Source organism: Acidovorax sp. PRC11 (assembly GCF_031844105.1).
Lineage (GTDB): Bacteria > Pseudomonadota > Gammaproteobacteria > Burkholderiales > Burkholderiaceae_C > Paracidovorax.
On sequence record NZ_JAUZUQ010000021.1, the window covers coordinates 48647 to 75426 of the forward strand.

The window sequence follows — 26780 nt, forward strand, 5'->3', positions numbered from 1 at the left end:
ACTCAGCTGCCCGCGACCTTCATCCGGTTGACCAGCACCGAGCCGATCGTCTTCGCGCCGTAGTTGTAGGCGTCCGCGCCCACGGCCTCGATGCCGAGGAACATGTCCTTCATGTTGCCCGCGATGGTGATCTCGTGCACCGGGAAGGTGATCTCGCCGTTCTCGACCCAGAAGCCGCTCGCGCCGCGCGAATAGTCGCCGGTCACGTAGTTCACGCCCTGGCCCATGAGTTCGATCACGAAGAGGCCGGTGCCGAGCTTCTTCAGCATCGCATCGAGGTCGTCGCCCGCCTGCGTGAGGCGGGAGGTGAGCGCGAGGTTGTGCGAGCCGCCGGCATTGCCCGTGGTGCGCATGCCGAGCTTGCGGGCCGAGTAGGTGCTGAGGAAGTAGCCCTGCACCTCGCCGGCGTCCACCACCTTGCGCGGTGCCACGCGCACGCCCTCCTCGTCGAAAGGCGAGCTGCCCTTGCCGCGTGCGATGAACGGGTCTTCGGCGATGTCGATGTGGTCGGGGAAGACGCGCCGGCCCAGCGCATCGAGCAGGAAGGTGCTCTTGCGGTAGAGCGCTCCGCCGCTCACCGCCTGGGTGAAGGCGCCGAGCAGGCCGGAGGCGAGCGTCGATTCGAACAGCACCGGGCATTCGGTCGTGGGGATCTTGCGGCTGCCCAGGCGGCTCAGGGCGCGCTCGGCCGCATAGCGGCCCACGGCTGCGGGCGACGCCAGCTCGGCCGCGTCGCGCATGGAGGAGTACCAGGCGTCGCGCTGCATTTCGGCATTGCGGCCCGGCAGCGAGGCGATGGGCGCCACCGAGAGGCTGTGGCGCGAACTCGCGTAGCCGCCGCGGAAGCCGTGGGTGTGGGCGCTGAAGAAATGGCTCTGCTGGGCCGAGACGCCGGCGCCTTCGCTGTTGGTGATGCGGCGGTGCGTGCGCAGGGCCGCTTCCTCGCATTCGAGCGCGATGCGCGCGGCCTCTTCGCTGGTGATGGCCCAGGGATGGAACAGGTCCAGCTCGCGGTGGGTGCCGGGGGCGGCCACGTCCGCCACGTCCGGCAGGCCGGCCACCGGGTCTTCGGCGGTGAAGCGCGCGATGTCGTAGGCGGCCTGCACGGTCTGCTCGATGGCGCGCTCGGAGAAGTCCGACGTGCTGGCATTGCCGCGGCGATTGCCCAAGTAGACGGTAACGCCCAGGGACTTGTCGCGGTTGCGCTCCACCGTCTCCAGCTCGCCCTTGCGCACGCTGACCGACAGGCCGCAGCCCTCGGAGGCCTCGGCGCCCGCGTCGGTGGCGCCCAGGCGCAGCGCGTGGGCCAGGGCCCGGTCCACCAGCTCCTCGAACACGCCGCGGCTGTAGCTGAAGCCGTTGCCGGCATCGCCGCCGGCAGGCACGGACGCGGGAGCGGAGGAGCGGACGGAAGGGGCAGCGGCGCGGGCTGCGGTACGGGGGCGGGTGGTCTTCATATCGCCGGCTATGATACTTGCCGCCTTCCGCCCCCGCCCAGGGGCCCCTTTTGTCCCCTCTTCCATGTCCCGCAAACCCAAAAAAGGCTATTTCGTGAAGGGCCATTTCGTCGCCGAAGGCAGCGAACTGGACCTGCAGCTCAAGGCCGAGCTCAAAGGCACGACCGAAGCCAGCCGCACCGATATGAAGCGCGAGAGCGATGCGCTGCAGCAGCTCGGCCAGGACCTGCTGACGCTGCGCAGCGACCTGCAGGCGCGCCTGCAGCTGCCCGACAAGCTGCAGGACGCGCTGGCCGAGGCCCGCCGCATCACCAACTTCGAAGGCAAGCGCCGGCAGATGCAGTACGTGGGCAAGCTGATGCGCCAGCTCGATCCGTCGCTGGTCGTCGCCGCGCGTGCCGCGCTGGACGAGCAGCACAACGGCTCGGCCACGGAGAAGCTCGCGCTGCACGAGGCCGAGCAGTGGCGCGAACGCCTGATCGCCGACGACGGCGCCCTGCCCGTCTGGATGGAGCGCTTCCCGCGCACCGACACCCAGCAGCTGCGCGCGCTGATCCGCCAGGCCCGCAAGGACGCGCCCGAGGGCAAGGAAGCCAACGTGCAGGTCTCCCAGGGCCTGGCCCCGCGCAAGGGCCGCGCCTACCGCGAGCTGTTCCAGCTGGTGCGCGAGCAGATGGACGAAGCGGCCCTCCACGCCCGCCATGAGGAATCAGAACGCGATGCCTGAGGCCCTTCCCGCAGCAGAGCCGGTGCGCATCGGCATCGTGTCGGTGAGCGACCGCGCGAGCCGCGGCGTGTACGAGGACAAGGGCCTGCCCGCGCTGCGCGAGTGGCTGGAGCGCGCGCTGCACAACCCGGTGCAGTTCGAGGAGCGGCTGATTCCCGACGAGCAGGAGCGCATCAGCGCCACGCTCATCGACCTGGTGGACGCCGTGGGTTGCCACCTCGTGCTGACCACGGGCGGCACGGGTCCGGCGCCCCGCGACGTCACGCCCGAGGCGACGCTGGCCGTCGCGCACCGCGAAATGCCGGGCTTCGGCGAGCAGATGCGCCAGATCGGCCTGCGCTTCGTGCCCACGGCCATCCTGTCGCGGCAGGTGGCGGTGATCCGCCACGGCAGCCTGATCGTCAACCTGCCGGGCCAGCCCAAGGCGATCGCGGAGACGCTCGAAGGACTGAAGGACGCCGATGGCGGCACGGTCGTGCCCGGCATCTTCGCGGCCGTGCCGTACTGCATCGATCTGATCGGCGGGCCCTACCTGGAAGCGCGCGAGTCGGTCTGCAAGGCGTTCCGGCCCAAGGACGCGCGGCGGCCGGCGCGGCCCGAAGCCCCTATTTCCCCACCAGCGCGTTGAGCTTCTCGGCCTCGAACTGCTCGTTGCGGGCGGCGTCGCAGGGCACGCAGTCGCGCGCCTGCGGGGCCGCATGCGAGAGCTTTTCGATCGCGGCCCAGAGCAGCGCGATCTGGCGCTCCTGCGACGACGCGTTGTCGATCAGGCCGCGCATGGCCTGCGAGAGCGGGTCGTCCTCCTGGGTCACGCCGTAGGCCGAGAAGGTGCGCGGCGCGGACCGGGGCGCGCTGGCCTCGGTCACGTCGGCGCTCTGCCCGGCCTTGGAGGGAACGATGCGCGCCGGGATGCCCACCGCCGTCGCGCCCGCGGGCACGGGCTTGATGACGACGGCATTGCTGCCGATCTTGGCGCCATCGCCGACCTCGAAGCCGCCCAGCACCTTCGCACCCGCGCTCACCACGACGTCGCGGCCCAGCGTGGGATGGCGCTTGGCGCCCTTGTAGAGCGAGGTGCCGCCCAGGGTCACGCCCTGGTAGATGGTGCAGCCGTCGCCGATCTCGGCGGTTTCGCCGACCACGACGCCCATGGCATGGTCGAAGAACACCCGCTCGCCGATCTTCGCGCCCGGATGGATCTCGATGCCCGTGAGCCAGCGCGCGCAGTGCGAGATGAAGCGCCCCGGCCACTTCAGGCCGTGCGTCCAGCACCAGTGCGCCGGACGGTGCAGCCAGATGGCGTGCAGGCCGGGGTAGCAGGTGACCACCTCCCAGGTGCTGCGGGCCGCGGGGTCGCGGTCGAGGATGCACTGGATGTCGGAGCGGAGGCGGGCAAGCATGGGGAGTCGAGGCTTTTGAATAAGCTCTGCACGAAAAGAGCCGTGCAGTCTATCGCTTCGCCTGCGCCGCTTCCGACATGGCTTTGGCGACACCGCGCAGGATGTGGATTTCCTCGGGGGTGGGTTGCGCGCGGTTGAAAAGCTGGTTGAGGCGCGGCATGAGCTTCTTGGGCGCGGCAGGGTCGAGGAAGCCGATGTCCACCAGCGCGCGCTCCCAGTGCGCAAGCATGCCTGCCACCTGCGCCGCGTCGGCCCGGGACGGGGCCGGCGTGGCGTCGCGCACCGGGAACCCGCCCAGGGCGAGCCGCCACTCGTAGGCGATCACCTGGATCGCCGCGCCCAGGTTGAGCGAGCCGAAGCCGGGGTTGGTGGGAATGGAGAGCGCGACGTGGCAGCGGTAGACGTCTTCGTTGGCCATGCCGAAACGCTCGGAGCCGAAGAGGAAGGCGATACCGCTCTCGCCGCCGGCCGCGCCTGCCGCGCCATCGCCGCCGGGATCCTCCTGCCCTGCTGCCACGGGCGGCACCACGGGCGCGGCGCCTTCGAGCGCGAGCTCGGCCAGCGGGCTGGGCTCGGCCGGTGCGTCCATCCCGGGCCGGCGTTGTTGCAGCAGCCATTCGAAGTGTTCCCGCGGCGAGCGCGTGGGCGGGCCGAAATCGCGCGGCGTCATCGCCGTGGCGCAGAGGTGGCTGATGCCGTCCAGGGCCTCGTCCAGCGTCTCGACGATGCGGGCGTTCTCCAGCACGTCGAGCGCGCCGCTCGCGCGCTGGATGGTTTCCTCGCGGCGCAGCACGTTGGCCCAGCGCGGGGCGACCAGCACCAGGTCGCCGAAGCCCATGGTCTTCATGGCGCGCGCGGCGGCGCCGACGTTGCCGGCGTGGCTGGTCTGGATGAGGATGAAGCGGGTTTTCATGGCGAAGTACGGCAGGCAGGCGGACAGCGTGGGACGGAACGAACCCGCGATTGTCGCCGCACCGCCGTGCTGCACCCGGCCCTGCCCGCCGCCGCTGAGCGCAAGGGACCCGCAGCCGGCGCGCATCCGGGCGCGCCGGCTTGCGACCGGCGCCGTCAGGCCGAGGAGCGCCCCCGCTTCGCATCCCGCCCGGACACGGAGCTGCCGTCACCCGGAGCCGCCGTCGGAACCGAGCGCAGGGCGGAGAGGTAATTCGAGCGCCACCGGGTCAGGTCTTCGGTCCTGACGTTGTCCAGCAACCGGGCATGGCGCTCCCTGCGCTCTTCCGGCCCCATGGACAGGGCCTGCTCGTAGGCACGGGTGATGGCCTGCAGGTTCGACGGCGGTACCTGGATGGCGTCCTTGAGCTGGTAGGCAGCCCCCGCTCCTTCGGACAGCACCAGGACGCCGGGGTCCTTTGCATCCTGCGTGGCCACATATTCCTTGGACACCAGGTTCATGCCGTCCGCCACGGAGGTGACCACGCCCACCCGGCTCATGCGGTAGATGTCCGGCAGCGCATTGCGCTGGACCGACTGGTCGATGTACAGGATGGGCTGCCAGGACTCGGTTCCGTACCGCTGGTTGATTGCGTCCACGAGCTTGCGGGTGTTGCGCGCCAGGTCCGCATAGGCCTGCACGTTCTGCCGGGACGGGGCGCCGATCTGCACGAAGGTCACCTTCCCGCGCAGGTCCGCGCGGCGCTCCAGCAGGTCCCCGAGCGCGGACAGCCGGTCGGGAATGCCCTTGGCGTAATCCAGCCGCTCCACGCCCACCATCAGCATCCGGCCCTGGTCCTTCTCGGCCCGGACCTTGTCCAGGATCCAGTCGGAATCGGCATTCGGCTTCAATTCCATGAGATTCTGGAAATCGATCCCGATGGGAAAGTGCTCGAGCTGGATGCGCCGGCCGTAGGCCTGCAGGGTCTTTCCGTCCTCGGCCTCCTGCGCATGCTCGGCGCGCACGTACTCGCGCAGGTGGTCCACGTCCCTGGGGATCTGCATGCCCACGAGGTCGTAGCTGAAAAGGGACTGCATGAGTTCCCCGTGCTGCGGGATCGCCTTGAAAACGTCCGGCGCCGGAAACGGGCTGTGGTTGAAGAAGCCGATGCGCTGTCGGCAGCCCAGCTTGCGGAGCTCTTCGGCCAGCGGGATGAGATGGCAGTCGTGGATCCAGAGGACATCGTCGTCGCGCAGCAGCGGCGCGAGCTGGGAGGCGAATATCCGATTCACCTGCCGGTAGACGCCGTAATGGCTGGGTTTCAGATCCGCCCATTGCGCGCTGTTCTGCATGACCGGCCAGAGCACCGAATTGTAGAAGCCGGAATAATAATGATTGAATTGCGCCCGGCTGAGATCCATGCCCACCAGGGTGGATTTTCCGAAGGGCTGGGTTCTGATTTTCGGGGTACCCGGCCTTCCGCCGATTTCTCCGCTCCAGCCCATCCAGAGGCCTTCGTTGCCGTGCATGGTGTCGGCGAGCGCGACCGCGACTCCGCCTGCGGCGGCCTTCGACGGATCCACCATCCGGTTGGACACCACGACGAGGCGGCCATCGGCCGAGGGCGCCTGCGGGAGGCCGGGCTGCGGAGCCGCCGCGGCGTCCCGGGCGCGCTTGCGGCGCCGGGCCAACCCGCCCGGCTGTTGGCCCGCGCCGGCCGTCGACCGCTCGCGCTCCTGCGCGGACTGCGCTGCGGCGGCAGCCCCGTCCTGCGCCGGCGAGCGGACGCCACCGGAATGGCGGGACGCATGGGAAATAGATCGAACCATGGATGGATATTCCTTTTTCTGAATGGCGGCCCCGTGGGTGCCGAACGCGGCGCCATCGCCGTACGCACTGCGCCCTGCAGTGGAGATGGGCTGCGGCGAAACACCCGGGACCGTGAAGAACGTTTCCAGACCTTCCGGAAACCGATGAATGCAGTTTATTTCCTTCCGGGCAGAAGATTATCTGCAAAGCATTTTTGAATCACATGCGGCGCAGAATTTTTGAAAATCCGAAAACCTTCGCTTTTTCAGCCAGTGCTTCGTGCACGGGTCCACTCCCGCCCGGCACCGCCCCGCACGCCGGAAAGCCAAGGAGCCCATGGCGCCATGCATCGTGTAGCATTCGCGCCCCCTGCCATGGCCCAGATCGTCGTCCACCAGCTCCGCAAGTCCTACCGCGTGCACGAACGCGACCCCGGCGTGTCCGGCGCGCTGCGGGCGCTGGTGCGCCCGCGCTACCGCACGGTGGAAGCGCTCTCGGGCGTGTCGTTCGAACTCCAGCGCGGCGAGATGCTGGGCTTCATCGGCCCGAACGGTGCCGGCAAGTCGACCACCATCAAGATCCTGGCGGGCATCCTGCGGCCCGACGGCGGCAGCGTCCTCATCGACGGCTGCGATCCGTTCGCCGACCGGGAGCGGCACGTGGGCCGCATCGGCGCCGTCTTCGGGCAGCGCACGCAGCTGTGGTGGGACCTGCCCGTGCGCGACGGCTTCGCGCTGCTGCGCGACATCTACCGCGTGGACGCTCACCGCTTCGAGCGCACGCGCGACGAGCTGGTGGCGCTGCTGCACCTGGAGCGCGTGCTCGACCAACCGGTGCGGCAGCTGTCGCTGGGCCAGCGCATGCGCGCAGAGATCGCCGCCGCGCTGCTGCACCAGCCGGACATCCTCTTCCTCGACGAGCCCACGATCGGGCTGGACGCGCCCTCCAAGCTGGCGGTGCGCGACTTCGTGCGGCGCGCCCACCGCGAGCGCGGCACCACGGTGCTGCTCACCACGCACGACATGCACGACATCGAGGCGCTGGCCGGGCGGGTGATCGTGATCGGGCATGGCCGCGTGCTGGCGGACGGGCCGGTGGAGGCGCTGCGCGCGCAGGTCGCCGCCGCGCGGCGTGCCGAGGGCATGACCGCCGACCCCGACGCGGACGACGACCCGGCGATCGAGGCCGTGATCGCGCGCTTCTACGCGCTGCACGGTGCGGCCGAGGGCTGAGGGCCGCGCACATGTCCATGGTGATGCGGCCCTATATGGCGGCCTTCGTGTCGCGCTTTCTGGTGATGCTGCAGTACCGCACCGCTGCCTGGGCGGGCTTCGCCACGCAGTGCTGGTGGGGCGGCATCAAGGCGATGGTGCTGGCCGCGTTCTACGGCAGCGCGGCAGCCGCGCAGGCACCCGCGCCCCTGTCGCTGGAGCAGGCCATCACCTACGTCTGGCTGGCGCAGGGCCTGTTCGCGCTGCTGCCCTGGGGCAGCGACCCGGAGATCGCGCAGGCCGTGCGCACGGGCTCGGTGGCCTACGACCGGCTGCGGCCGGTGGATGCCTACATCTTCTGGTTCGCCCGCTCCGCCGGCTGGACGGCCGCGCGCGTGCTGCCGCGGATGGCGATGATGGCGGCGTTCACCGGCGTGGCCCTGCCGCTGGCGGGCCTGGGTGCCTGGGGGCTGCAGCCGCCGGCCGGAGGGGCCGCCCTGGCGGCGTTCGCGGTGGCGCTGCTGCTGGCCCTGCTGCTCTCGACCTCCCTGGTGATGCTGCTCAACGTGGCCACCGCCGCCGCGCTCAACGAGCGCGGCATCAACACGCTGGCCGCACCGGTGGTGATCGTGTTCTCCGGCAACCTGCTGCCGCTGGCGCTGCTGCCCGACGCCTGGCAGGCGGCGCTGCTGCTGCAGCCGCTGGCGGGCGTGGTGGACATTCCGGCGCGGATCTATTTCGGGCGCCTCGCCGGGCTGGATGCGCTGGCGGCGCTGGCCCTGCAGGGCCTCTGGACGCTGCTGCTGGTGCTGCTGGGCCGCGCCTGCATGGCGCGCACGATGCGCCGCCTCGAAGTGCAGGGTGGCTGAGGTGCGCACGGGATCGATGGCACTGTTCCTGCGGCTCGCGCGGGCCTCGCTGAACGGGCAGGCGCGCTACCCGGGATCGGCGCTGATGCTCACCCTGGGCCAGTTCCTGGTCACCGGGATCGAGGTCGCCGCGGTCTGGGCGCTGTTCCACCGCTTCGGCGACGTGCAGGGCTGGCGCATCGGCGAGGTGGCGGTCTTCTACGGGCTGGTGAACTGCATGTTCGCGATCGCGGACGCGCTGGGCCGGGGGTTCGACGTGCTGGGCACGGAATTCCTGCGCACCGGAGCCTTCGACCGGCTGTTGCTGCGGCCGCGCCCGGTCTGGCTGCAACTGATGGGCCACGACGTGCGCATCAGCCGGCTGGGCCGGCTGCTGCAGGGGCTGGCGGTGCTGGCCTGGGGCGCGGCGCAGGCCGGTGTCGCATGGAGCGTCCCGGCGGTGGCGCTGGCGGTGTTCGCGGTGGCGGGCGGCGTGGCGCTCTTCCTGGGCATCCTGGTGCTGCAGGGCGCGCTGTCGTTCTGGACCGTGGAGAGCCTGGAGATCGCCAACGTGCTGACCTACGGCGGGGTGGAGGCGGCGCAGTATCCGCTCGCGATCTACGCGCGCTGGTTCCGGTGGCTGCTGACCTTCGCGGTGCCGCTCGCCTGCGTGGCCTACTACCCGGTGCTGGCCCTGCTCGGCCGGCCCGATCCGCTCGGTGCGCCGGCGTGGGTCGGGTGGGTGTCGCCGCTCGCGGGCTTCGCGTTCCTCGCGGCATCGTCGTTCTTCTGGCGCCTGGGGCTGCGGCGCTACGCTTCCACGGGCAGCTAGCTGAGACGGCCTCCGTGCCGGACACCCGGGCAGGCCGCTGAAGGAATTCCGCAGGGGCGCTAAAATACCCGGCCATCACGCCCGCATCGCCGGGCGATTCCTTTTTCCGCCCCGGCGGCCGCTCCTTCACCACAATTCATGTCGTCCAATCTGCATCCCATGCTCAACGTGGCCATCAAGGCCGCACGCGCCGCCGGCGCCATCATCAACCGCGCGGCGCTCGACGTCGAGGCGGTGCGCGTTTCGCAGAAGCAGATCAACGACTTCGTGACCGAGGTGGACCACGCGAGCGAGCAGGCGATCATCGAGACGCTGCTCACGGCGTATCCGGGCCACGGCATCCTGGCGGAAGAGTCGGGCAGCCAGTACGGCGCCAAGGATTCGGAATTCATCTGGGTCATCGATCCGCTGGACGGCACCACCAACTTCATCCACGGCTTTCCCGTCTACTGCGTGAGCATCGCGCTCATGGTGCGCGGCAAGGTCGAGCAGGCCGTCATCTACGACCCGACGCGCAACGACCTGTTCACGGCCACCAAGGGCCGCGGCGCCTACCTGAACGAGCGGCGCATCCGCGTCTCCAAGCGCACGCAGCTGAAGGAAAGCCTGCTGTCCACCGGCTTCCCGTTCCGCCCGGGCGACAACTTCAAGACCTACCTGCACATCATGTCCGACGTGATGCAGCGCACGGCCGGCCTGCGCCGCCCCGGCGCCGCCGCGCTGGATCTCGCCTACGTGGCGGCCGGCTTCACCGAAGGCTTCTTCGAGACGGGCCTGTCGATCTGGGACGTGGCCGCCGGCTCGCTGCTGGTGACCGAGGCCGGCGGGCTGGTGGGCAACTTCACGGGCGAAGCCGACTTCCTCGAGCAGCGCGAATGCCTCGCGGCCTCGCCCCGGATCTACGGCCAGCTCGTGCCCATCCTGACCAAGTACAGCAAGTTCGCGAGCGCCGGCGACAAGGCCGCCGTGCGCCAGGCCGTGCAGAGCGACACCCCGGCGGGCGTGCCCGCTGCGGAGCCGGAAGCGGCGCAGGCTCCGGAAGCGGACGGCAGCGAAGAGGCGCCGCGCGCGCCGTTCTGACACGAAGAAGGCGATCGCCGTCACGCAAGCCGCCGGGCGCGCCAGCGGCTTGGGCGGCGGCGCCTGCGGGGCTCGCCCGCGGCCCGCGCCGCACGGCGCGGGGTCCGGCGCCTTCCGCACCGAGGAAAACCGCGAATGCGGCCTGCCGTACCGTGCCAGCGGTGGGGAATAGGGTACGGCTGAGTCGGCGGTTTCTGGCAGGATCGGGCTTCCACGCTTCCCCGTTCGGCTCCGCTGCGCCGCGTCCCTCATCCGGGGCCATCGGCAGCGTCGAGCGGACGGCTGCCGGTCCGGTGCCACGCCCCCGCCCGGGCGTGCAGGCAGCCGATGCCCCGTCCCACGATCCATGTCCGTCCCCTCCCCCGCTTCCCCGACAGCCTTTCCGGCCTCCGTTTCCCGTCCCGCGCCGTCCGGCGCCCCGCCCGGTGGCCCCGCTTCAAGCGCGGCGCCGGATTTCTCGCTCGTCGTCGCCACCATCGATCCCGACGGCGCACTCCTGCAGGCCCTGCTGGACAGCCTGGCGAACAGCACCGAGCGCAGCTTCGAGGTCATCGTGGCCGACCAGACGCAGGGCGACCACCTCGCGCGGGTGATCGACGGCTTCGCCGGCCGGCTCCACGTACGGCGCCTGTGCCTGCCCGCGCGCGGGGCCTCTGCGGCCCGCAACGCGGGCGCGGCGCTGGCGCGGGGCCGGTGGATCGGGTTCCCCGACGACGACTGCCGCTACCAGCCGGACACGCTCGCCGCGGCGCGGCGGGTGCTGTCGATGAACGGCGTGCGCATCGCCACGGGCCGCACCGTGACCGCCGAGCAGCGGCCGTCGGTGCTGCGCTGGCGCCGGGCGGCCGGGGATTTCGACCGCTGGAACATGTTCGCCTGCCTGACCGAGGCCACGCTGTTCGCGGAGCGCGCGCTGTTCCTGGCCGTGGGCGGCTTCGATACCCGCTTCGGGCCCGGCGCGCCCTTCCCGGCCGCCGAAGGCGTGGAGCTGGTGGACCGGATGCTGCGCGAGGGCAGCGGCTGGCGGGCGCGCTTCGATCCGGCGATCCAGATGGAGCACCCCGACAAGATCCCTCCGTGGAACCGTTGGGCGGCACAGCGCTTCTACCGCTACGCGCAGGGCGACGGTGCGTTCGTCGTGCGGCGCTTCGGCGGTCACACGCTGCGCTGGGTGGTGCTCACGCTGGGCTCGGCCGGGCTGCACACGCTGGTGTTCCGCGGCTGGGTCAGCATCGCCCATGCGGCGCGCATCGCCGGTGTCTGCGTCGGCGCGTGGCGCTACGCCCGGGCGGCGCGCCGGGAAGGCGGCGGCTGATGCGCGGGCTCCGGTACGTCTCGCCGGCGGACACGACCGGCTACGCGGCCGCCGCCAAAGGCTACCTGCGCGCGCTCGCCGGAGCGGGCGTGCCGCTGCAATGGACGCCGCTGCGCTGCCCCGGCGCGCGCTACCAGCCCGTGGCGGCCCACGAGGTGGTGGAGGACGACCTGCGACCCCTGGCGCACCGGCCGCTCGACTACGACACCGTGCTGCTGCACACGGTGCCCGAGTACTACCCCGAATGGCTCGATGCCGAACGGGCCGCCGGCCGGCGCGTCGTCGGCTACACGGTCTGGGAGCTGGAGCGCCTGCCAGCGCACTGGCCGGCGCTGCTGAACCGGCTCGATGCGGTGATCGTGCCCTGCCGGTGGAACGTGGCGGTGTTCCGCCGTGGCGGCGTCACCGTGCCCATCCATGTGGTGCCGCATCTGTCGCAGTTCCGCGGCGGTGCCGTTGCCGATCCCACGGGCCGTACCTCGCTCATGCGCCGCCTGGGCGGCCCGCAGGCGCTGGCAGGCCGCTTCGTGTTCTACGGCATCGGCGTCTGGAGCGAACGCAAGGGCATGGAGCGCTTGCTGCGCGCCTACCTCGATACCTTCACCAGCGCCGATCCCGTCGCGCTGGTCCTCAAGACGTCCTCCCGGGACCTGACGCGCTGGAGCCGCCACTGGCGCTCCGGCTGGCGGCGGCAGCATCCGCGCGCATCGCGCAGCGCGGCGGCGCTGGCGGCGGAATACCCCGCGCCCGCGCCGTGGCAGGTGATCGACGACGACGACCTGACCGACGGCGAGTTGCGTGCGCTGCACGCACTGGGCGATGCCTTCGTGTCCATGACGCGCACGGAAGGCTGGGGCCTGGGCGCGTTCGACGCGGCCTGGAGCGGCAATCCGGTGGTGATGACCGGCCACGGCGGGCAGACCGACTTCCTGCCGCCGGAACTGGCCTGCCTGCTCGACTACCGGATGGTGCCGGCCCACGAGCCCTTGTGGGCCCGGGGCTATTCGCCACGCGATGCGTGGGCCGAGCCCGACGCGGCGCAGGCCGGACGCTGCATGCGGGCATGGGCCGCGGACCCGGCCTCCGCACGCGCGCGCGGCGAGCGACTGGCGGCCCACGTCCGCACGGAATTCGCCGCGGAGCGGGTGCTCGCGGCGCTGCGGACGGCACTGGAGCGCCCGGCATGATCCCGCGCACCTTCCACTTCGTGTTCGGCCTCAAACCGCAGACCGAGCCCTTCCACCTGATGTACTACCTGTGCCTGGCCTCGTGCCTGGCGGTGGAACGTCCCGATTCGGTGGTGCTGCACTACGAGCACGAGCCCTGGGGCCCCTGGTGGGACCGCATCCGGCCCGCGCTGCAACTGCGCCGTGCCGAGCGCTGCGAGCTGGTGGAAACCTTCCGGTACCCCGATCCGGAGGTGGCGCGCTACCGCTACGCCCATGCCGCCGACTTCGTGCGGCTGCAGGCCCTCATTGCCGAGGGCGGCGTCTATGCCGACATCGACACGCTGTTCGTGCGCCCCCTGCCCGAAGACCTGTGGCGGCGCGGCACCTGCGTGCTCGGCGAGGAGCGCTCGCCCGATCCGTCCCAGCCCTCCTACTGCAATGCGTGGATCGCGGCGCCGGCCGGCGATCCGTACTGCCGCGCCTGGCTGTCCGGCATGGCCGACCGCTTCGACGGCAGCTGGAGCGGGCACTCGACGCTGCTGCCCTACCAATTGGCGCAGCGCATGCCGGGAGCGCTCCATGTGGAGCCCGAGACCTCGTTCTACGCCTTCGACTGGCGGCCCGAGCGCATCGACGCTTTGTTCCTGCGCGACCGTCCCCTGCCCCCCGAAGCGCGCAGCCTGCATCTGTGGAACCACCTGTGGTGGTCGCCGGCGCGGCGCGACTTCTCGCGCTTCCATGCCGGCCGGCTGACGCCCGAGTACGTGGCGTTCGCGCGCACCACCTATGCGCGTCTGGCGCGGCCTTTCCTGCCGCAGGATCTGCATCCGGACCGGGCGGACTGGCGGCGCCAGCAGTGGGCGGCCTTCCAGGAAGAGTGCCGCCATCCCCTGCGCGCACTGCGCGAGGCCTGGAGCCGCGCATGGTAGGCCGGGCCTGGCGCGGCCTGCGGTCGCTGGTCGCCGACGTGTTCGCGCTGCAGCGCGACGTGCAGGGCTTCCTGGTGCCGGAGCACCGGCGGACGCTGCACCGCATCGGCGTGCTGAGTGCGGTGTTCTCGCTGCTGGAGATGCTGGTGGCGGCCGCGGCACTGCCCTACATGGACTGCCTGGGCACGCGCCAGTGCGGCGTGGTGGGACGGATCGCAGGCTCTGCAGGTGCCGATCCGGTGATGGCGTATTCGCTGCTGCTGCTCGCGCTCATGTCGGTCAAGATGCTGGCCGACATGGTGCTGCAGTGGCGGGTGACGGGCTTCCAGCAGGACGTGCAGCGGCACACCGTGCTGCGGCTGCTGCAGGCCTACCTCGTCCAGGACTGGAACGGCTACCGCCAGCGCAACCCCCGGGACTACTTCCGCCGCTGCGCGACCACGGCGCTGGATGCGGCATTTGCCTGCACCCAGGCCGCCTCCGCCATCGCCTGCGGCCTCATCGTGCTGGTGCTCACCGCGCTGATGCTCACCGTGAACCCGGTGGTGTCGCTGGCGCTGGCGTCGGCCTTCGTGGCGCTGAACGGCGCCGTCCACCGCTTCACAGGCCACCGGCAGAAGCAGGCAGCCGAGGCGCGCGAGCAGGCGCAGCGCCGCTGGCATCTGGGCATGGGCGAGGCCCTCGACGCGTTCCAGGAGCTGCGCGCCCACGGCACCGAAAGCTACGTGGTCCGGGGCATCGACCGGCAACTGGACTCACTCGCCCGGGCCAACCGCTGGCTGGCGTTCATGCCCGTCCTGCCGCGCGTGGCGCTGGACTACCTGGCATTCACCGTGGTGCTGGGCTGCGTGCTGGTGTGGTCCTGGAGCGGCCGCCCGCTGGGCGGGCTGCTGCCCTACCTGGTGTTCTACGCGGTGGTGGCGCGCAGTCTGCTGCCGGCCATGATGCAGCTGCTGAGCATCCGCACATCGCTGCGGGGCGCGGCGCTGAACATCCGGCTGGTGGGCGAGGAACTGGAACGCGCGGCGTCCCTGCGCCGAGAGGTGAAGGCCATGGACACGTGCCCGGGCGCTCCCGCGCTGCGGCTGGAGGGCGTCGAGGTGATGCACGAGGGCCATGCGGAGCCCGTGCTGCGGGACGTTTCGGTGCAGGTGGCACGGCCGGCCTGGATCGCGCTGGCCGGGCCGTCGGGAACCGGGAAGAGCACGCTGCTGGACGTCGTCGCCGGACTGCAGCGCTCCCGCGGGCGGGTCCTCTGGCAGACGCCCGCGGGCGTCCCGCCGCGCATCGCCTACGTGCCGCAGCATGTGGCGATCCTGGATGCGAGCCTGCACGAGAACGTGGTGTTCGGGATGGACGGCGGGCGCGACGGGGACGTGCGGGCGGCGCTGGCGGTGGCCCAATTGGCCGGGCATGATCCGGCGGCGGGCTCGCTGCAGCTCTCCGGCGGCGAGCGGCAGCGGCTGGCGATCGCCCGGGCGGTGTACCGCCGGCCGGACCTCCTGCTGCTGGACGAGGCCACCGCGGCGATGGACGAAACCACCGAGGCCGCCCTGTTCGGCGCCCTGCGCACCGCGCTGCCCGATACCACCGTGCTCTTCATCACCCACCGCGAAGCATCGCTGCGCTTCGCCCAGGCGGTGTGGCGCCTGCGGGGCGGGCGCCTGGACGCGGAGGTGCGTGCATGACGCGGCCCGTGGCCGTCCTGCTCAGCCCGGTCTGGCCGCGGCCGGGCGGCAGCGGACGCGCCCTGCGCGCCTGGGACTGGATGCAGGAGCTCGCAGCCGGCCATGAATTGCACGTCTGGACACCGCAGGCGCCCGGCTCCACGGCGGGCTGGCCGCCGGGCGTGCGCGCCTGGGCCGGTGCGGACGACCTGGAGCCGCCCGCGCCGTGGGCCCGGCGGTTGGGCTGGCTGCTGCCGGGGCTCGGCGCCCACCGGCCCGGCACGATCGCCCACTGGCACCTGCCGAGGGCGCATCCACCGGCGCTGTCGGCGATGGTCCGGACGATCGGCGGCCGCCCGGTCGCGCGGCTGGTGGTGTTCCGGCTCTACCTCCACGGCGTGGCCGCGCGGCTGCGCGCCGGGCTGCCGGTGCAGCGGGCGGAACTCGACCTGGACGATTGGGACTCGGCCACGATGCGCAGCACCGCGGGCGCCCAGTGGCGCATGGGCCGGCGGCTCGACGCGGCGCTGGCGTGGCGGGAATCCCTGCAGTACCGCGCGATCGAGCGCCGCATCCCGGCCGGGTACGACGCCTGCTGGCTGGCCGCGCACGAAGACCTCCCCGCCTTTCCCGGCGCCGCCGTGCGGCCGAACCGGCTGCCCTTGCCGCTGCCCGCCTGCGCAGGCGCCGCCGCGCCTGGCGGGATGCAGATGGTGTTCGTCGGCAGCCTGGACTACCCACCCAACCAGGAAGCCGCGCTGCTGCTGGCAGAAGGGCTGGCGCCGCTGCTGCGCGCACGCCTGGCAGCGCCGTGGACCCTCCACGTCGCCGGTGCCCGCCCGCCGGACTGGCTGCGCGCACGGCTGCAGGCGGCAGAGGGCGTGCGGCCCTGGTTCGACGTGCCGGACGTGGAGCCGGTGTACGCGGCCTGCACGGTGGCGCTGCTGCCCGTCCTGGCGGGTGGCGGCACCAAGCTGAAGACGCTGGAGGCCCTGGCGCGGGGCATGGCGGTGGTCGCGAGCGCCGAGGCCGCGCGCGGACTGCGGCTGGTGCCCGGGCTCCACTACCTGCCGGCGGAGACTCCCGAGCAATGCGCGCAGGCCGTGCTGCGCCTGCATGCGGAGCCGGCGCTGCGGGCAGCCCTGGGCGCCGCGGGCCGGGACTGGTACGCCGCGTCGCACGCCCCGGCATGCTGAGCCGCGCGGCCGACGACATCCATGAACGGCCCCGCGGGCGTCATTCCGGGTCCGGGTACTTCAGCGCGATCTGCCGGAAATCCTCCGCCAGCTCGACGAAGGCATCCACCATGTCGGGATCGAAATGGCTGCCCCGGCCCTTCACGATCGTGGTGCAGGCCTGCTCGTGCGAGAACGCGGGCTTGTAGACGCGGCGACTGATGAGCGCGTCGTACACGTCGGCCACGGCCATGAGGCGCGCCGACACGGGAATCACGTCGCCCGCCAGCCCCAGCGGATAGCCGGAGCCGTCCCACTTCTCCTGGTGGCTGTAGGCGATCTCCTTGGACACGCTGAGGAACGCCACGCGCATGCCCAGGCGCCGCTCGGCGTTCTCGATCGCGTCGCGGCCGAGCGTGGTGTGGGTCTTCATGACCTCGAACTCTTCCGCCGTGAGCTTGCCCGGCTTCAGCAGGATGCTGTCGGGAATGCCGATCTTGCCGATATCGTGCAGCGGCGCGGACTTGTAGAGCAGATCGATCATGCGGTCGTTCAGCACGGCCTCGAAGCGCGGGTGCCGCGCGAGGCGCTCGGCCAGCGCCTTCACGTAGAGCTGGGTGCGCCGGATGTGGTTGCCCGTCTCGTTGTCGCGCGTCTCGGCCAGCGAGGTCATGGCCATGATGGTCACGTCCTGGATCGCCTGCACCTCCAGGGTGCGCAGCGCCACCTCGCGCTCCAGGTAGGCGCTCTTGTCGCGCAGGAAGTCGGCGGTGGCCTTGAGCGCCAGGTGCGTGTGCACGCGCGCCAGCAGGATGGGCGGGCTGATCGGTTTGGTGATGTAGTCCACCGCGCCCGCGGCGAGGCCCCTGCGCTCATCCTCGGGGGTGCTGCGCGCGGTCAGGAAGATCACCGGAATGTCGCGCGACACGGGATGCGCCTTGAGCTGGCGGCAGACCTCGTAGCCGTCGAGCCCGGGCATCATGATGTCCAGCAGGATGAGGTCGGGCGGCGTGTCCGACTGGGCGATGCGCAGCGCCTTCTCGCCGTGGTTGGCGACCTTGACGAGGTAATGGTCGCGCAGCAGCGTGGACATCAGCGCGAGGTTGTCGGGCGTGTCGTCCACCACCAGCACCGTGGCGATGGTCCGGTCTTTGAGGACATGTTCTTCGAAGGACGGGGTGGTGTCCATGCGGCTTCTCCCTGTTTCTGTTGTGTGCGGTCGGGCGCTCAGGTGCCGGCAGGTTCCTGGGGGGCCTCGGTGGCGGCCTCCCCGGAAGGCTCCGGCGGGGCGCCGATGAGCGCCAGCGCCTGCTCGAAGTCGAAGTCGCGGACATGCGCCTCCACACGCACGAAGCCCGCGCCCAGTGCGCCGCGCAGCAGTATCGTCTGCTGCAGCAGAAAGTCCAGCGCCGCGGGGTCGTCGGCGGCCAGCAGGCAACGCAGCCGCTCGACCGCGGCCTGCGCGGCGCCCTCGCCGCCGCCGGCCAGCTCGCCTGCCATGGCGGATCCGGGCCCGGCCGGCAGCTCGGCCGCCGCCAGGCGCCAGGCCGACAGGCCCCGCAGCAGGGTCTCCAGACGGTCGAGCACCGCCTGCGCATGCGCGGCCAGGGCCTCTTCGCCGTCGGACGAAGCGCACCGCAGGCCCTGCTCCAGCAGATGGGCGTCGTGCGAAAGCGCGGTCGCGCCGATATTGGCCGCCACCGATTTCAGCGTGTGCGCCAGCCGTTCGGCCGTGGCGTGGTCGCCCATGCGCAGCGCGCTGCCCAGCGCCTCGCGCGTGCCCTGCTGGCCATCGGTGAACCGGCACAGCAGATCGGCATAGAGCGCGGGCCGGCCGAGCGCGCGCTGCAGTCCGCAGGCCACGTCCAGCCCCGGAACGCCGACCGGCAGCGGAATGCCGCCCTCGCCCTGCCCGGCGCGCCTGCCCCCCGCGCCGTCAGGCCCCCCACCGATCGCGGCGTCGATGCCGATGCCCGGGCGAGGCCGCACCCAGCGCGCCAGCGCGCGCCACAGCATGGCGGGCTCGATGGGCTTGGGCACATGGTCGTTCATGCCGGCCTCGAAGCAGCGCTGGCGGTCCGATTCCATCGCATTCGCGGTCATCGCGATGATGGGCAGCTGCGCGTGGTGCGGGTCCTCCCGGAGCCGCCGCGTGGCGGTCTCGCCGTCCATCACCGGCATCTGCATGTCCATCAGCACGACGTCGTATTCGGTGCGTGCCACGCAGTCCAGCGCCGCCTGGCCGTGCGCCGCGACGTCCACGATGAAGCCCGCGCCGCGCAGCAGCTCCACCGCCACGAGCTGGTTCAGCTCGTTGTCCTCCACCAGCAGCACGGAGGCGCCGCGCAACCGGGGCGGCGGCTGCTCGTCGTCCGGCCGCGCGAGGTGGGCATGGGCCGGCAGCCAGCCGTGCGCGAGCGGCTGCGCGAGCGTGTCGTAGAGCACCGAGGCGCTGACCGGTTTCACGAGCACCGTCTCGATGCCCTGCGCGCGCGCCGCGGGCATGATCTCGTCGCGGCCGTAGGCGGTCACCATCAGCATCTGCGGGGCCTGGTCGAGCCCCAGCTCATGGATGCGCCGGGCCAGCTCGATGCCGTCCATGCCCGGCATGCGCCAGTCGATGAGCAGCAGGCCGTAGGGCTCGCCGCCGTCCGCGCCCTCGCGCAGCATCTCCAGCGCCTGGGCGCCGTCGTGGCACTCGCTGGTCTCGAAGCCCATGGTGCGCAGCATGTCCGCCAGCACGGCGGCGGCGGTGTGGTTGTCGTCCACGATCAGCACGCGGCCGTTGCGCAGCGCGGGGGGCAGCGGCGGCGCCGCCGACGCGCCCTCGGCGCATTCGAGCGGCAGCGCCACCCAGAAGGTCGACCCTTCGCCGACCACGCTTTCGGCCCCCACCTCGCCGCCCATGAGCTCGGCGAGGTTCTTGCTGATCGCGAGGCCCAGGCCGCTGCCGCCGAAGCGCCGCGTGGTGGAGGCATCGGCCTGCTGGAAGCTCTGGAACAGCCGGCCCATCTGCTCGGGCGCGATGCCGATGCCGGTGTCGCGCACCTCGAAGCGCAGCCGCACGCGCCGCCCGTCGCGCTCCACCAGCCGCACGCGCACGTGGATCTCCCCGCGCTCCGTGAACTTGATCGCGTTGTTGGCGAAGTTGATCAGGATCTGGCCCAGCCGCAGTGCATCGCCCACCAGGTGGGGCGGCACGTCCGCGGCGACGTCGAGCACCAGCTCCAGCCCCTTCACGCCCGCCTTGTAGCCGACCACGTCGGCCATGCCCTCGAGCACCCGGTCGAGCACGAACGGCTGCTTCTCGACGACCAGCTTGCCGGCCTCGATGCGCGAGAAATCCAGGATGTCGTTGATCACGCCCAGAAGATGCTGCCCCGCCTGCTGGATCTTGCCGACATAGTCGGCCTGCCGCGGGGTGAGGCCCGACTTGAGCGCGAGGTGCGACATGCCGATGATCGCGTTCATGGGCGTGCGGATCTCGTGGCTCATGTTGGCCAGGAAGTTCGACTTCAGCGCCGTGGTCTCCTCGGCCAGCTCCTTCGCGCGGCGCAGTTCCCGCTCGGCACGCTGCCGGTCGGTGATGTCCACCAGTGTCCCGATGGCGCCGCCCGGCGTGCCGTCGGGCCGCTGGAAGCCGTGCATCCAGAACAGCGTGTGGTGGATCTGCCCGTCTGCATAGGTCAGATCGACCTCCTTGTGGATCGGCGGCCCGCCGGCGCGCAGGGCGCGGGCGTCGGCATCGAAGCCGGCGCGGTCCTCCTCCGACAGGAAGCCGGCCTCCAGCACCGTCTTGCCGACGAAGTCTTCGCGGCGGATGCCGAACGACTCCTCGTAGGCCCGGTTGAAACCGCGGTAGCGCCCCTGCCCGTCCTGGTGGAAGAGCGGGATCGGAATCGCGTCGACGAGCGCCTGCTGGAAGGCCAGCTGGTCCGCCAGGCGCGCCTCCAGTTCCTTCTGGTCGTGCACGTCCACCTGCACGCCGATGAGCCGGCGGGCCTGCCCTGCCGCGTCGCGCTCGACGCGCGCGGTGCACAGCAGCCAGCGCGCGGTGCCGTCGGGCCGCACCACCCGCCATGAGTCCTGCAGCCCGGGAGCCCTGCCGGTCAGCACCCTCTCCAGCCGCGCCTGCGCGCGCGGGCGATCCTCGGGATGCAGGGCGTCCAGCCAGTCGCGCAGCCGGCGCCCCTGCGGCCGGGGCACCAGGCCGTAGAGCGCCTCCAGCTTGTCGCTGAACACGAGATGGTCGCGCGCGATGTCGAGGTCGAAGACGCCCACGCGGCCCGCCTCCTGGGCGAGCACCAGGCGCTCGTTCATCTCGCGCATGGCCGTCTCCGCGCGGCGCGCTTCGGTGACGTCCTCGACCACCCAGAGGCTGGCGCGCGTGTAGCCCTCCAGCGGCAGCGTGCGCCCGGAGAGGCGCACCTCGAAGGGCATGCCGTCGCGGCGCGCCAGGGGCACGACCTCGCGCACCGCCTCGCCGGCGTCCAGCTGCGGGCCGACCGCTGCGAGGAAGCGCCCATGCGCTTCGGCCCCACCGAACAGGTCCGCCACGGCGCGGCCGTCCAGCTGCGCGTTCGGGCGGCCGATCAGCTGCGCGAAGGCCGGGTTGAAGCGCAGGACGCGGCCGTCGCCCACCAGCACCACCGGCGGCGCGTTGTCGAAGATCGCCGTCTGCAGCGCCAGGGCATCGTTGAGTTCGCGCTCGCGCCGCTGCAGCGCCTGGTGGGCGGTGACGCGCTCGGTCACGTTCTCGTGCAGCCCCACGATGGCGATGCGGCGGCCCCGGTCGTCGAACACCGGGGAGAGCGTCGCCTCGTCGTGGTAGATCGTGCCGTCCTGCCGCTGGTTGATGAATTCGCCGCGCCACGGCAGCCCCGCCATCAGCCGCGCCCACATCTGCCGGTAGGTTTCCGGCGGAGTGAGGCCCGAGGCGATCAGCGAGGGCTTGCGGCCGCGCACTTCATCGAGGGAATAGCCGGTGTTGGCCTCGTACTGCGCATTGACCCAGTCGATGCAGCCGTCGGCATCGGTAATCACCGCCGCCACGGGACTGGACTGCAGCGCGGCGCCCAGCACCCGGAAGCGCTCCATCGCCAGCGCCATGCGTGCGCGGTGGCGCATCATGTCCAGCAGCATGCCCCCGAGCACCAGCAGCAGCGTGAACACGCCCAGGCCGATCTGCCAGCGCTGCGCTGCGGGCAGCAGTGCGTGCAGGTCGTCGAGCATGACGATCTGCCATGCGCCGTCGGGATCGTGCCACTCGAGCGGGCGGCGCTCCAGCGCATAGCGCACGCCCCCTACCGTCACCTCGCGCGCATCGGCGCGGAACGGCAGCGCCTGGGCGACGCCGTTGTCGAACAGCGCACCGAACTGCCGCTGCCGGCGCACCGCGTCGATGCGCTCCTGCGTGAGCGGCGGCGACATCGCATAGCGCCACTCGGGCCGCGTGGCCGCGAAAGCCACGCCCTGCGGAGACAGCAGCACCATCGGGAAGCCGGAACGCTGCATCTGCGTCTCGAACGGCTCGAACGACATCTTCACCAGCACCACCCCCACGATGGCGCTCGCCGGCGTGTCGCCTTCATAGAGCGGCGCGGCGTAGTAGAGCCCGCGCTCCTGGGTGTTGCTGCCGAGCGCCGGGTAGACGTTCACCGCTCCGCGCATCGCCTGGTGGAAGTACGGCCGGCTGGAGAGATCGAGCCCGACCGCGGCATTGCCGGGCGTCTCGTGCGCCACCACCCGGCCGTCGGCCGCCAGCACATAGATGCCGCTCACGAGGAAGCGGCCGCGCGCCACCGCGAGGCGGGTCAGGGCCTGCGGCGCATTCGGCGGCAGCGTGCCGAGCGCGACCTCCTTGAGCGCGGGCTCGCTCAGGCCCAGCAGCGCCACCGCGCCGAGCAGCGGGCTGCCGGCCGTCTGGCTCATCAGGATGTCGGTGATGTGGGCCAGCAGGCTCTCGCGCTCCTGCGCGCGGGCGGCCTCGCGCCACTGGGCCACCGCCTGCACCGCGAGCCAGGCACCGGCCACCGCGAGCGCCAGCACCACGGCCCAGCCGCGCAGCCACCGGCCATCGCGTGCCGCGACCTTGTCGAACAGCGCCGCCAGCCCTCCCAGCCGGGCGCGCGGGCGCGGGCTCAGGCGCATGCGGACGCTCCCTGCCGGCCCCGCGGGGCGGCCCGGCCCGCACTGCCGAGCAGGACACCGGGCGGCAGTCCCGCTCCGCAATGGCCGGGCGGCGGCGCAGCGGCAGCCACGTGGACGGAAAAGGCATCGACAGGCACGGTCGCTTTGAACCTTCGCAAACGGGAGGAAACACACCGGGGGCAAGGTCGGGCATGCGATTGCGGCATAACCCAGGCCACAGTATGGCAAAAGGTAACAAAGCATGGATTTTTTTACACATCTCTCACCCTGGCTCGCCACCGCCGTCGCGGCGCTGATCGCCATCACCGCTGCCGCCGTCGTTCACCGCATCGCCTCGCTGATCGCCCTGCGTGCCACGCGCGGCCTGCCGGTGCTCCACACGGTGGTTCAGGTGTGCGTGCCGGTGGTGCGCGTGCTGCTGCCGCTGGCGGCGCTTCAACTGGTGTGGGTGGCCGCTCCCAATGAGCAGGCCTACATCGGAACGGTGCGGCATGCCGGGGGCCTCGCCCTGATCGCTGCGGTGGCCTGGCTGCTGATCACCGGCATCGGCGGCCTGGCCGACGGGGTGATCGCGCGCTACCCGGCGGACGTGGAGGACAACCTCACGGCCCGGCGCATCGCCACGCAGGCGCGCGTGCTGTCGCGCACCGCCATGACGGGCGTGCTGATGGCGGCGCTGGCGCTGATGCTCATGACCTTCCCCGGCGCGCGGCAGGTGGGCGCCAGCCTGCTGGCTTCGGCGGGTGTGGTGGGCATCGTGGCGGGCCTCGCCGCGCGGCCGGTGTTCAGCAACATGATCGCCGGGCTGCAGATCGCGCTCGCGCAGCCGATCCGCATCGACGACGTGCTCATCGTGGAAGGCGAATGGGGGCGCGTGGAAGAGATCACCGGCACCTACGTGGTGCTGCGCATCTGGGACGAGCGGCGGCTCATCATCCCGCTGCAGTGGTTCATCGAGAACCCGTTCCAGAACTGGACGCGCACCGGCTCGGAAATCCTCGGCACGGTGTTCCTCTACGCCGACTACCGGATGCCGCTGGATCCGCTGCGCGAGGAACTCGACCGCATCCTGGCCACCGCCCCGGAATGGGACCAGCGCGTGAAAGTGCTGCAGCTCACCGACGTGTCGGAGCGCACCATCCAGATCCGCGTGCTGGTGTCGGCACGTTCGTCGGGCCTCGCCTTCGATCTGCGCTGCCGCGTGCGCGAGGCGCTGGTGGCGTTCATGCAGCGTGAATACCCGGATTGCCTGCCGCAGACCCGCGCGCTGCTGGCGGGCGACCAGGGGGCGGCGAAGCCCTCGGGCCCGCCGCACGACATACCTCCCATGCAGGACGCCCCCGGCCGCGTGGTGCGGGGAGCCTGAGGGACTCAAGCCCTCGCAGTTCAGGTGCCGGAGCCTTCCTTGCCGGCCAGCGCCAATAATCCACCGTTCCGCCACCTGACGGGACACCCCCATGAATACGCTCTGGTTCCTGCTGCTCCTGCCCCTCTTCTGGCTCAACGCCTGCCGGATGCTCGCCGCGCGGTCGGGCTGGCGCGCGTTCGCGGCCCGTTTTCCGCAGCACACACCGCCCAGTGGAGAGGCCGTCCGCTTCGCGTCGGCCCGCATGGGGCGCGTCCATGGCATGCCGATCCATTACGCAAACTGCCTCACGGTGGCTGCGGGGCCCGAAGGGCTGTCGCTGTCCGCGCCATGGTTCGTGTTCTTCCACCGTCCGCCGATCACCCTGCCGTGGTCGCAGGTGGAGGCGGTGGAGCCCCTGGGCAACTCCGGGACAGCGCGCGTGCGGCTGCGTTCGGACGGCGACGGCCCGGCGGAATTCACGCTGATGGGGCGTGCCGGACAGATGGCGGCGTCCGCGTTCGATGGACGCAGGAACCCGGGGACATAGCCCGGCCCCGTGGCCGGGCGCGGGTCGGGCAGCCTAGGCCTGCCAGTCCGGCAAAGGCCGCCGCAGAAACTCCGGAATCGCTTCTGCCTCGAGCGGCCGCGACAGGTGGTAGCCCTGCACCGCATCGCACCCGGCCCCCGCCAGCATCGTGAACGCGGCACGGGTCTCCACGCCTTCGGCCAGGATGCGGTAGCCGAGCGAATGGCCCAGCGCGATGAGCGACTGCACCAGCAGCCATGCGCGGCTGTCGCCATCGATCGGCTTGATCAGCGACTGGTCCAGCTTCAGCAGCTCCACCGGAAGGCTCCGCAGGCAGGCGAGGTTGCAGTAACCCATGCCGAAGTCGTCCAGCGAAATCTGGGCACCCATGCCCCGGATTTCCTCCAGGGCGGCCTGGGTGCGCGCGCTGGTCATCACCGCGTTTTCGGTGCATTCCACGTGCAGGTAGCGCGGATCGACGCCGGCCGCCGCGCAGATCGCGCGCACGTCGCGCACGAACGAGGCCTCCTCCAGGTTACGGGACGAGACGTTGACGGCCATCGTGAGTTCGATGCCCTGCGCATGCCAGCGGCCGAGCTGCTCCAGCGCGGTACGCAGCACCCAGCGGGTGAATTCGTGGATGAGCGCGCCGCTCTCCACCAGCGGGATGAATTCGCCCGGCGACACGTCGCCCAGCTCGGGGTGGCGCCAGCGCGCCAGCGATTCGACGCCGGTGAACGCGCCCGCGCGCAGGTTGAGCTTGGGCTGGTACACCAACCGGAACTCGCCGCGTGCCAGCGCCGGCAGGATCTCGCGCACCAGGCGGTAGGCCCGGCGGTGGGCCGCATCCAGCGCGGCGTCGTGCCATGCCAGCGCCGCCCCGCGGCCCAGGCCGGAATGCAGGGCTGCGCTGGCCATCCGCAGGGCGTCGCTGGGGCCCACGGCGCCGGCATCGAACTCCACGAGCCCGGCCATGGGCGCCAGTTCGATCGCACGCCCGTCGAAGGCCATGGGGCCGCTCAGGGCGGCCACCGTCTCCGCGGCGAATTGCTCGCGTTGCGCGCGGTTGCCGCCGGCGGGCTCCAGGCAGAAACGCATCTCGCCCACGTGGTAGACGGCGACGCCCCGCCCTGCCAGCCGCTTGAGTCTGTCTGCGAAGGCGATGGCGAGGGACTCCAGCGGTTCGGACCCCACCGCGCGCGATTCGGCCAGCATGCGTTCGTGCCCCATGATCTCGACCATCATCAGCGCCGACGGCGTACCGGCGGGGCGGCCGCGCAGGTCCTCGAACAGCTGCGTGCGGTTGGGCAGCCGCGTCACGGCATTGACCCGGCCCGCACGCTGGTGCAGCTCGATGTGCGCCATGGTCATCCTGGCGAGCGTAGCCAGCTGGTCGCGCTGCTGCGGACTGAAAGTGCGGGGACGGTGGTCGAGCACGCACAGGGAGCCCAGCACATGGCCCGAATCCAGCAGCAGGGGAGCGCCGGCATAGAACCGGATGTACGGCTCGCCCGTCACCAGCGCATTGCGCTCGAAACGCGGATCGAGCACCGTGTCCTCCACCACCATGGCGTCGGCCGTCTCCACGACATGGGCGCAGAACGACGAGGACCGGTCGGTCTGCGCCAGGGAGAAGCCGAGGCGCGACTTGAACCACTGGCGGTCGGCATCGACGAAGGTCACCAATGACACGGGCATGTCGAAGATCTGGCCCGCCAGGCGGGTGATCTGGTCGAACTCCTCGCTCGCGGGCGTGTCGAGCAGCCCCGAGCAGTCGAGAAGATGGAGCCGCTCCCTCTCGCGGGCATCGGCAGACGATTCGTGGTCCGGCATGGAAGTACTTGTGGAGAGAAACCGAGTATGCGGCCGGGGCGCGGCGCCGGTGGTCGCAAAAAAGGGGGAAAACGCGCCCACGCAGGATAATCGCCCCTCGTATCGGACTCATCCGGCGGACGCCCCGGTTTCGGCGCGCCCGCCCAGCGCCATGGACAAAGGTATCAACTTGCAGAACGACAAAGAGCCATCGCCGATGGCCGAGGGGCACCCCGCCGATTTCTCCGCCCACACCCCCATGATGCAGCAGTACCTCGCCCTCTGAGTATTGAGACCGCCAGCAGAAAGCTACGCTGCAACCTACGCCGGATCGCTCGGGTCAATCGGTGCCCGGCACGCCTCCAGTGCCACCCGTAGTTGCCCCTCGTACCCCTCACGGCGCTCGATCTCCGCCATCGCCGCGCGGGCGAAA

The 26780-nt window shown here is 71.3% G+C and carries 20 protein-coding genes; 13 read left to right on the top strand and 7 right to left on the bottom strand.

Annotated features, from left to right (window positions below; translation table 11 throughout):
- Positions 1 to 2: 2 nt before the first annotated feature.
- Complete coding sequence (gene pmbA / locus Q9R47_RS19910; RefSeq protein WP_311234850.1) at positions 3 to 1457, bottom strand: metalloprotease PmbA; 1455 nt, start codon at positions 1455 to 1457, stop codon at positions 3 to 5.
- A 64-nt stretch (positions 1458 to 1521) separates the two neighbouring features.
- Between pmbA and yjgA the strand changes: the two genes are divergently transcribed.
- On the top strand, positions 1522 to 2184 hold the full coding sequence (gene yjgA / locus Q9R47_RS19915; RefSeq protein ID WP_311234851.1) for a ribosome biogenesis factor YjgA: 663 nt from the start codon (positions 1522 to 1524) through the stop codon (positions 2182 to 2184).
- Complete coding sequence (gene mog / locus Q9R47_RS19920; RefSeq protein ID WP_311234852.1) at positions 2177 to 2812, top strand: molybdopterin adenylyltransferase; 636 nt, start codon at positions 2177 to 2179, stop codon at positions 2810 to 2812. The genes yjgA and mog overlap by 8 nt, the downstream gene beginning before the upstream one ends.
- On the opposite strand, the gene cysE is transcribed toward mog, so the two are convergent.
- The 3 genes from cysE to Q9R47_RS19935 form a co-directional block, all read right to left on the bottom strand.
- The gene (gene cysE, locus Q9R47_RS19925) at positions 2790 to 3584 is read right to left on the bottom strand and encodes a serine O-acetyltransferase (protein WP_311234853.1); all 795 of its coding nucleotides are present in this window, start codon (positions 3582 to 3584) and stop codon (positions 2790 to 2792) included. The genes mog and cysE overlap by 23 nt on opposite strands.
- Positions 3585 to 3633: 49 nt before the next feature.
- Positions 3634 to 4497 carry an RNA methyltransferase gene (locus Q9R47_RS19930; RefSeq protein WP_311234854.1) on the bottom strand — a complete coding sequence of 288 codons (864 nt, stop codon included), beginning with the start codon at positions 4495 to 4497 and terminating at the stop codon, positions 3634 to 3636.
- A gap of 155 nt (positions 4498 to 4652) precedes the next feature.
- Positions 4653 to 6305, bottom strand: coding sequence for a trehalose-6-phosphate synthase (locus Q9R47_RS19935; protein WP_311234855.1), 1653 nt, complete (start codon positions 6303 to 6305; stop codon positions 4653 to 4655).
- A 354-nt stretch (positions 6306 to 6659) separates the two neighbouring features.
- Here Q9R47_RS19935 and Q9R47_RS19940 point away from each other — a divergent pair, with 354 nt between their 5' ends.
- The 9 genes from Q9R47_RS19940 (at position 6660) to Q9R47_RS19980 (ending at position 16532) form a co-directional block, all read left to right on the top strand.
- The gene (locus Q9R47_RS19940; protein WP_311234868.1) at positions 6660 to 7517 is read left to right on the top strand and encodes an ABC transporter ATP-binding protein; all 858 of its coding nucleotides are present in this window, start codon (positions 6660 to 6662) and stop codon (positions 7515 to 7517) included.
- A gap of 11 nt (positions 7518 to 7528) precedes the next feature.
- A complete protein-coding gene (locus Q9R47_RS19945; protein ID WP_311234856.1) occupies positions 7529 to 8365 on the top strand; it encodes an ABC-2 family transporter protein in 837 nt (278 codons plus the stop codon).
- A 16-nt stretch (positions 8366 to 8381) separates the two neighbouring features.
- Entirely contained in the window at positions 8382 to 9176 is a 795-nt protein-coding gene (locus Q9R47_RS19950; RefSeq protein WP_311234869.1) for an ABC-2 family transporter protein, read from the top strand.
- A gap of 138 nt (positions 9177 to 9314) precedes the next feature.
- Positions 9315 to 10256, top strand: a complete 942-nt coding sequence (locus Q9R47_RS19955; RefSeq protein WP_311234857.1) for an inositol monophosphatase family protein — start codon at positions 9315 to 9317, stop codon at positions 10254 to 10256.
- Positions 10257 to 10602: 346 nt separating this feature from the next.
- A complete protein-coding gene (locus Q9R47_RS19960) occupies positions 10603 to 11571 on the top strand; it encodes a glycosyltransferase (protein WP_311234858.1) in 969 nt (322 codons plus the stop codon).
- Positions 11571 to 12758, top strand: a complete 1188-nt coding sequence (locus Q9R47_RS19965; RefSeq protein ID WP_311234859.1) for a hypothetical protein — start codon at positions 11571 to 11573, stop codon at positions 12756 to 12758. Before Q9R47_RS19960 ends, Q9R47_RS19965 begins: the two co-directional genes overlap by 1 nt.
- Positions 12755 to 13669, top strand: a complete 915-nt coding sequence (locus tag Q9R47_RS19970) for a glycosyltransferase (RefSeq protein ID WP_311234860.1) — start codon at positions 12755 to 12757, stop codon at positions 13667 to 13669. The genes Q9R47_RS19965 and Q9R47_RS19970 overlap by 4 nt, the downstream gene beginning before the upstream one ends.
- Positions 13663 to 15357, top strand: coding sequence for an ATP-binding cassette domain-containing protein (locus Q9R47_RS19975; protein WP_311234861.1), 1695 nt, complete (start codon positions 13663 to 13665; stop codon positions 15355 to 15357). The genes Q9R47_RS19970 and Q9R47_RS19975 overlap by 7 nt, the downstream gene beginning before the upstream one ends.
- The gene (locus Q9R47_RS19980) at positions 15354 to 16532 is read left to right on the top strand and encodes a glycosyltransferase (RefSeq protein ID WP_311234862.1); all 1179 of its coding nucleotides are present in this window, start codon (positions 15354 to 15356) and stop codon (positions 16530 to 16532) included. Before Q9R47_RS19975 ends, Q9R47_RS19980 begins: the two co-directional genes overlap by 4 nt.
- A gap of 40 nt (positions 16533 to 16572) precedes the next feature.
- On the opposite strand, the gene Q9R47_RS19985 is transcribed toward Q9R47_RS19980, so the two are convergent.
- Entirely contained in the window at positions 16573 to 17700 is a 1128-nt protein-coding gene (locus Q9R47_RS19985) for a two-component system response regulator (protein WP_311234863.1), read from the bottom strand.
- 38 nt (positions 17701 to 17738) lie between these two features.
- Complete coding sequence (locus tag Q9R47_RS19990) at positions 17739 to 22661, bottom strand: PAS domain S-box protein (RefSeq protein WP_311234864.1); 4923 nt, start codon at positions 22659 to 22661, stop codon at positions 17739 to 17741.
- A 241-nt stretch (positions 22662 to 22902) separates the two neighbouring features.
- On the opposite strand from Q9R47_RS19990, the gene Q9R47_RS19995 reads away from it, so the two are divergent.
- Together Q9R47_RS19995 and Q9R47_RS20000 are read left to right on the top strand one after the other, a co-directional pair.
- A complete protein-coding gene (locus Q9R47_RS19995) occupies positions 22903 to 24027 on the top strand; it encodes a mechanosensitive ion channel domain-containing protein (RefSeq protein ID WP_311234865.1) in 1125 nt (374 codons plus the stop codon).
- Positions 24028 to 24118: 91 nt separating this feature from the next.
- A complete protein-coding gene (locus Q9R47_RS20000) occupies positions 24119 to 24556 on the top strand; it encodes a hypothetical protein (RefSeq protein WP_311234866.1) in 438 nt (145 codons plus the stop codon).
- 33 nt (positions 24557 to 24589) lie between these two features.
- Here Q9R47_RS20000 and Q9R47_RS20005 read toward each other — a convergent pair whose 3' ends face one another.
- Positions 24590 to 26368 (bottom strand): EAL domain-containing protein, encoded by a 1779-nt coding sequence (locus Q9R47_RS20005; RefSeq protein WP_311234867.1) that lies wholly within the window; start codon positions 26366 to 26368, stop codon positions 24590 to 24592.
- Positions 26369 to 26780: the final 412 nt, after the last annotated feature.

Bases quoted from the DNA above. Each gene is read 5' to 3' on its own strand.
- yjgA (WP_311234851.1), top strand. From the start codon at position 1,522: ATGTCCCGCAAACCCAAAAAAGGCTATTTCGTGAAGGGCCATTTCGTC.
- cysE (WP_311234853.1), bottom strand. From the start codon at position 3,584: ATGCTTGCCCGCCTCCGCTCCGACATCCAGTGCATCCTCGACCGCGAC.
- mog (WP_311234852.1), top strand. From the start codon at position 2,177: ATGCCTGAGGCCCTTCCCGCAGCAGAGCCGGTGCGCATCGGCATCGTG.
- Q9R47_RS19950 (WP_311234869.1), top strand. From the start codon at position 8,382: ATGGCACTGTTCCTGCGGCTCGCGCGGGCCTCGCTGAACGGGCAGGCG.
- Q9R47_RS19980 (WP_311234862.1), top strand. From the start codon at position 15,354: ATGACGCGGCCCGTGGCCGTCCTGCTCAGCCCGGTCTGGCCGCGGCCG.
- Q9R47_RS19965 (WP_311234859.1), top strand. From the start codon at position 11,571: ATGCGCGGGCTCCGGTACGTCTCGCCGGCGGACACGACCGGCTACGCG.
- Q9R47_RS20005 (WP_311234867.1), bottom strand. From the start codon at position 26,368: ATGCCGGACCACGAATCGTCTGCCGATGCCCGCGAGAGGGAGCGGCTC.
- Q9R47_RS20000 (WP_311234866.1), top strand. From the start codon at position 24,119: ATGAATACGCTCTGGTTCCTGCTGCTCCTGCCCCTCTTCTGGCTCAAC.
- Q9R47_RS19960 (WP_311234858.1), top strand. From the start codon at position 10,603: ATGTCCGTCCCCTCCCCCGCTTCCCCGACAGCCTTTCCGGCCTCCGTT.
- Q9R47_RS19975 (WP_311234861.1), top strand. From the start codon at position 13,663: ATGGTAGGCCGGGCCTGGCGCGGCCTGCGGTCGCTGGTCGCCGACGTG.
- Q9R47_RS19935 (WP_311234855.1), bottom strand. From the start codon at position 6,305: ATGGTTCGATCTATTTCCCATGCGTCCCGCCATTCCGGTGGCGTCCGC.
- Q9R47_RS19955 (WP_311234857.1), top strand. From the start codon at position 9,315: ATGTCGTCCAATCTGCATCCCATGCTCAACGTGGCCATCAAGGCCGCA.
- Q9R47_RS19990 (WP_311234864.1), bottom strand. From the start codon at position 22,661: ATGCGCCTGAGCCCGCGCCCGCGCGCCCGGCTGGGAGGGCTGGCGGCG.
- Q9R47_RS19945 (WP_311234856.1), top strand. From the start codon at position 7,529: ATGTCCATGGTGATGCGGCCCTATATGGCGGCCTTCGTGTCGCGCTTT.
- Q9R47_RS19985 (WP_311234863.1), bottom strand. From the start codon at position 17,700: ATGGACACCACCCCGTCCTTCGAAGAACATGTCCTCAAAGACCGGACC.
- Q9R47_RS19940 (WP_311234868.1), top strand. From the start codon at position 6,660: ATGGCCCAGATCGTCGTCCACCAGCTCCGCAAGTCCTACCGCGTGCAC.
- Q9R47_RS19995 (WP_311234865.1), top strand. From the start codon at position 22,903: ATGGATTTTTTTACACATCTCTCACCCTGGCTCGCCACCGCCGTCGCG.
- Q9R47_RS19930 (WP_311234854.1), bottom strand. From the start codon at position 4,497: ATGAAAACCCGCTTCATCCTCATCCAGACCAGCCACGCCGGCAACGTC.
- pmbA (WP_311234850.1), bottom strand. From the start codon at position 1,457: ATGAAGACCACCCGCCCCCGTACCGCAGCCCGCGCCGCTGCCCCTTCC.
- Q9R47_RS19970 (WP_311234860.1), top strand. From the start codon at position 12,755: ATGATCCCGCGCACCTTCCACTTCGTGTTCGGCCTCAAACCGCAGACC.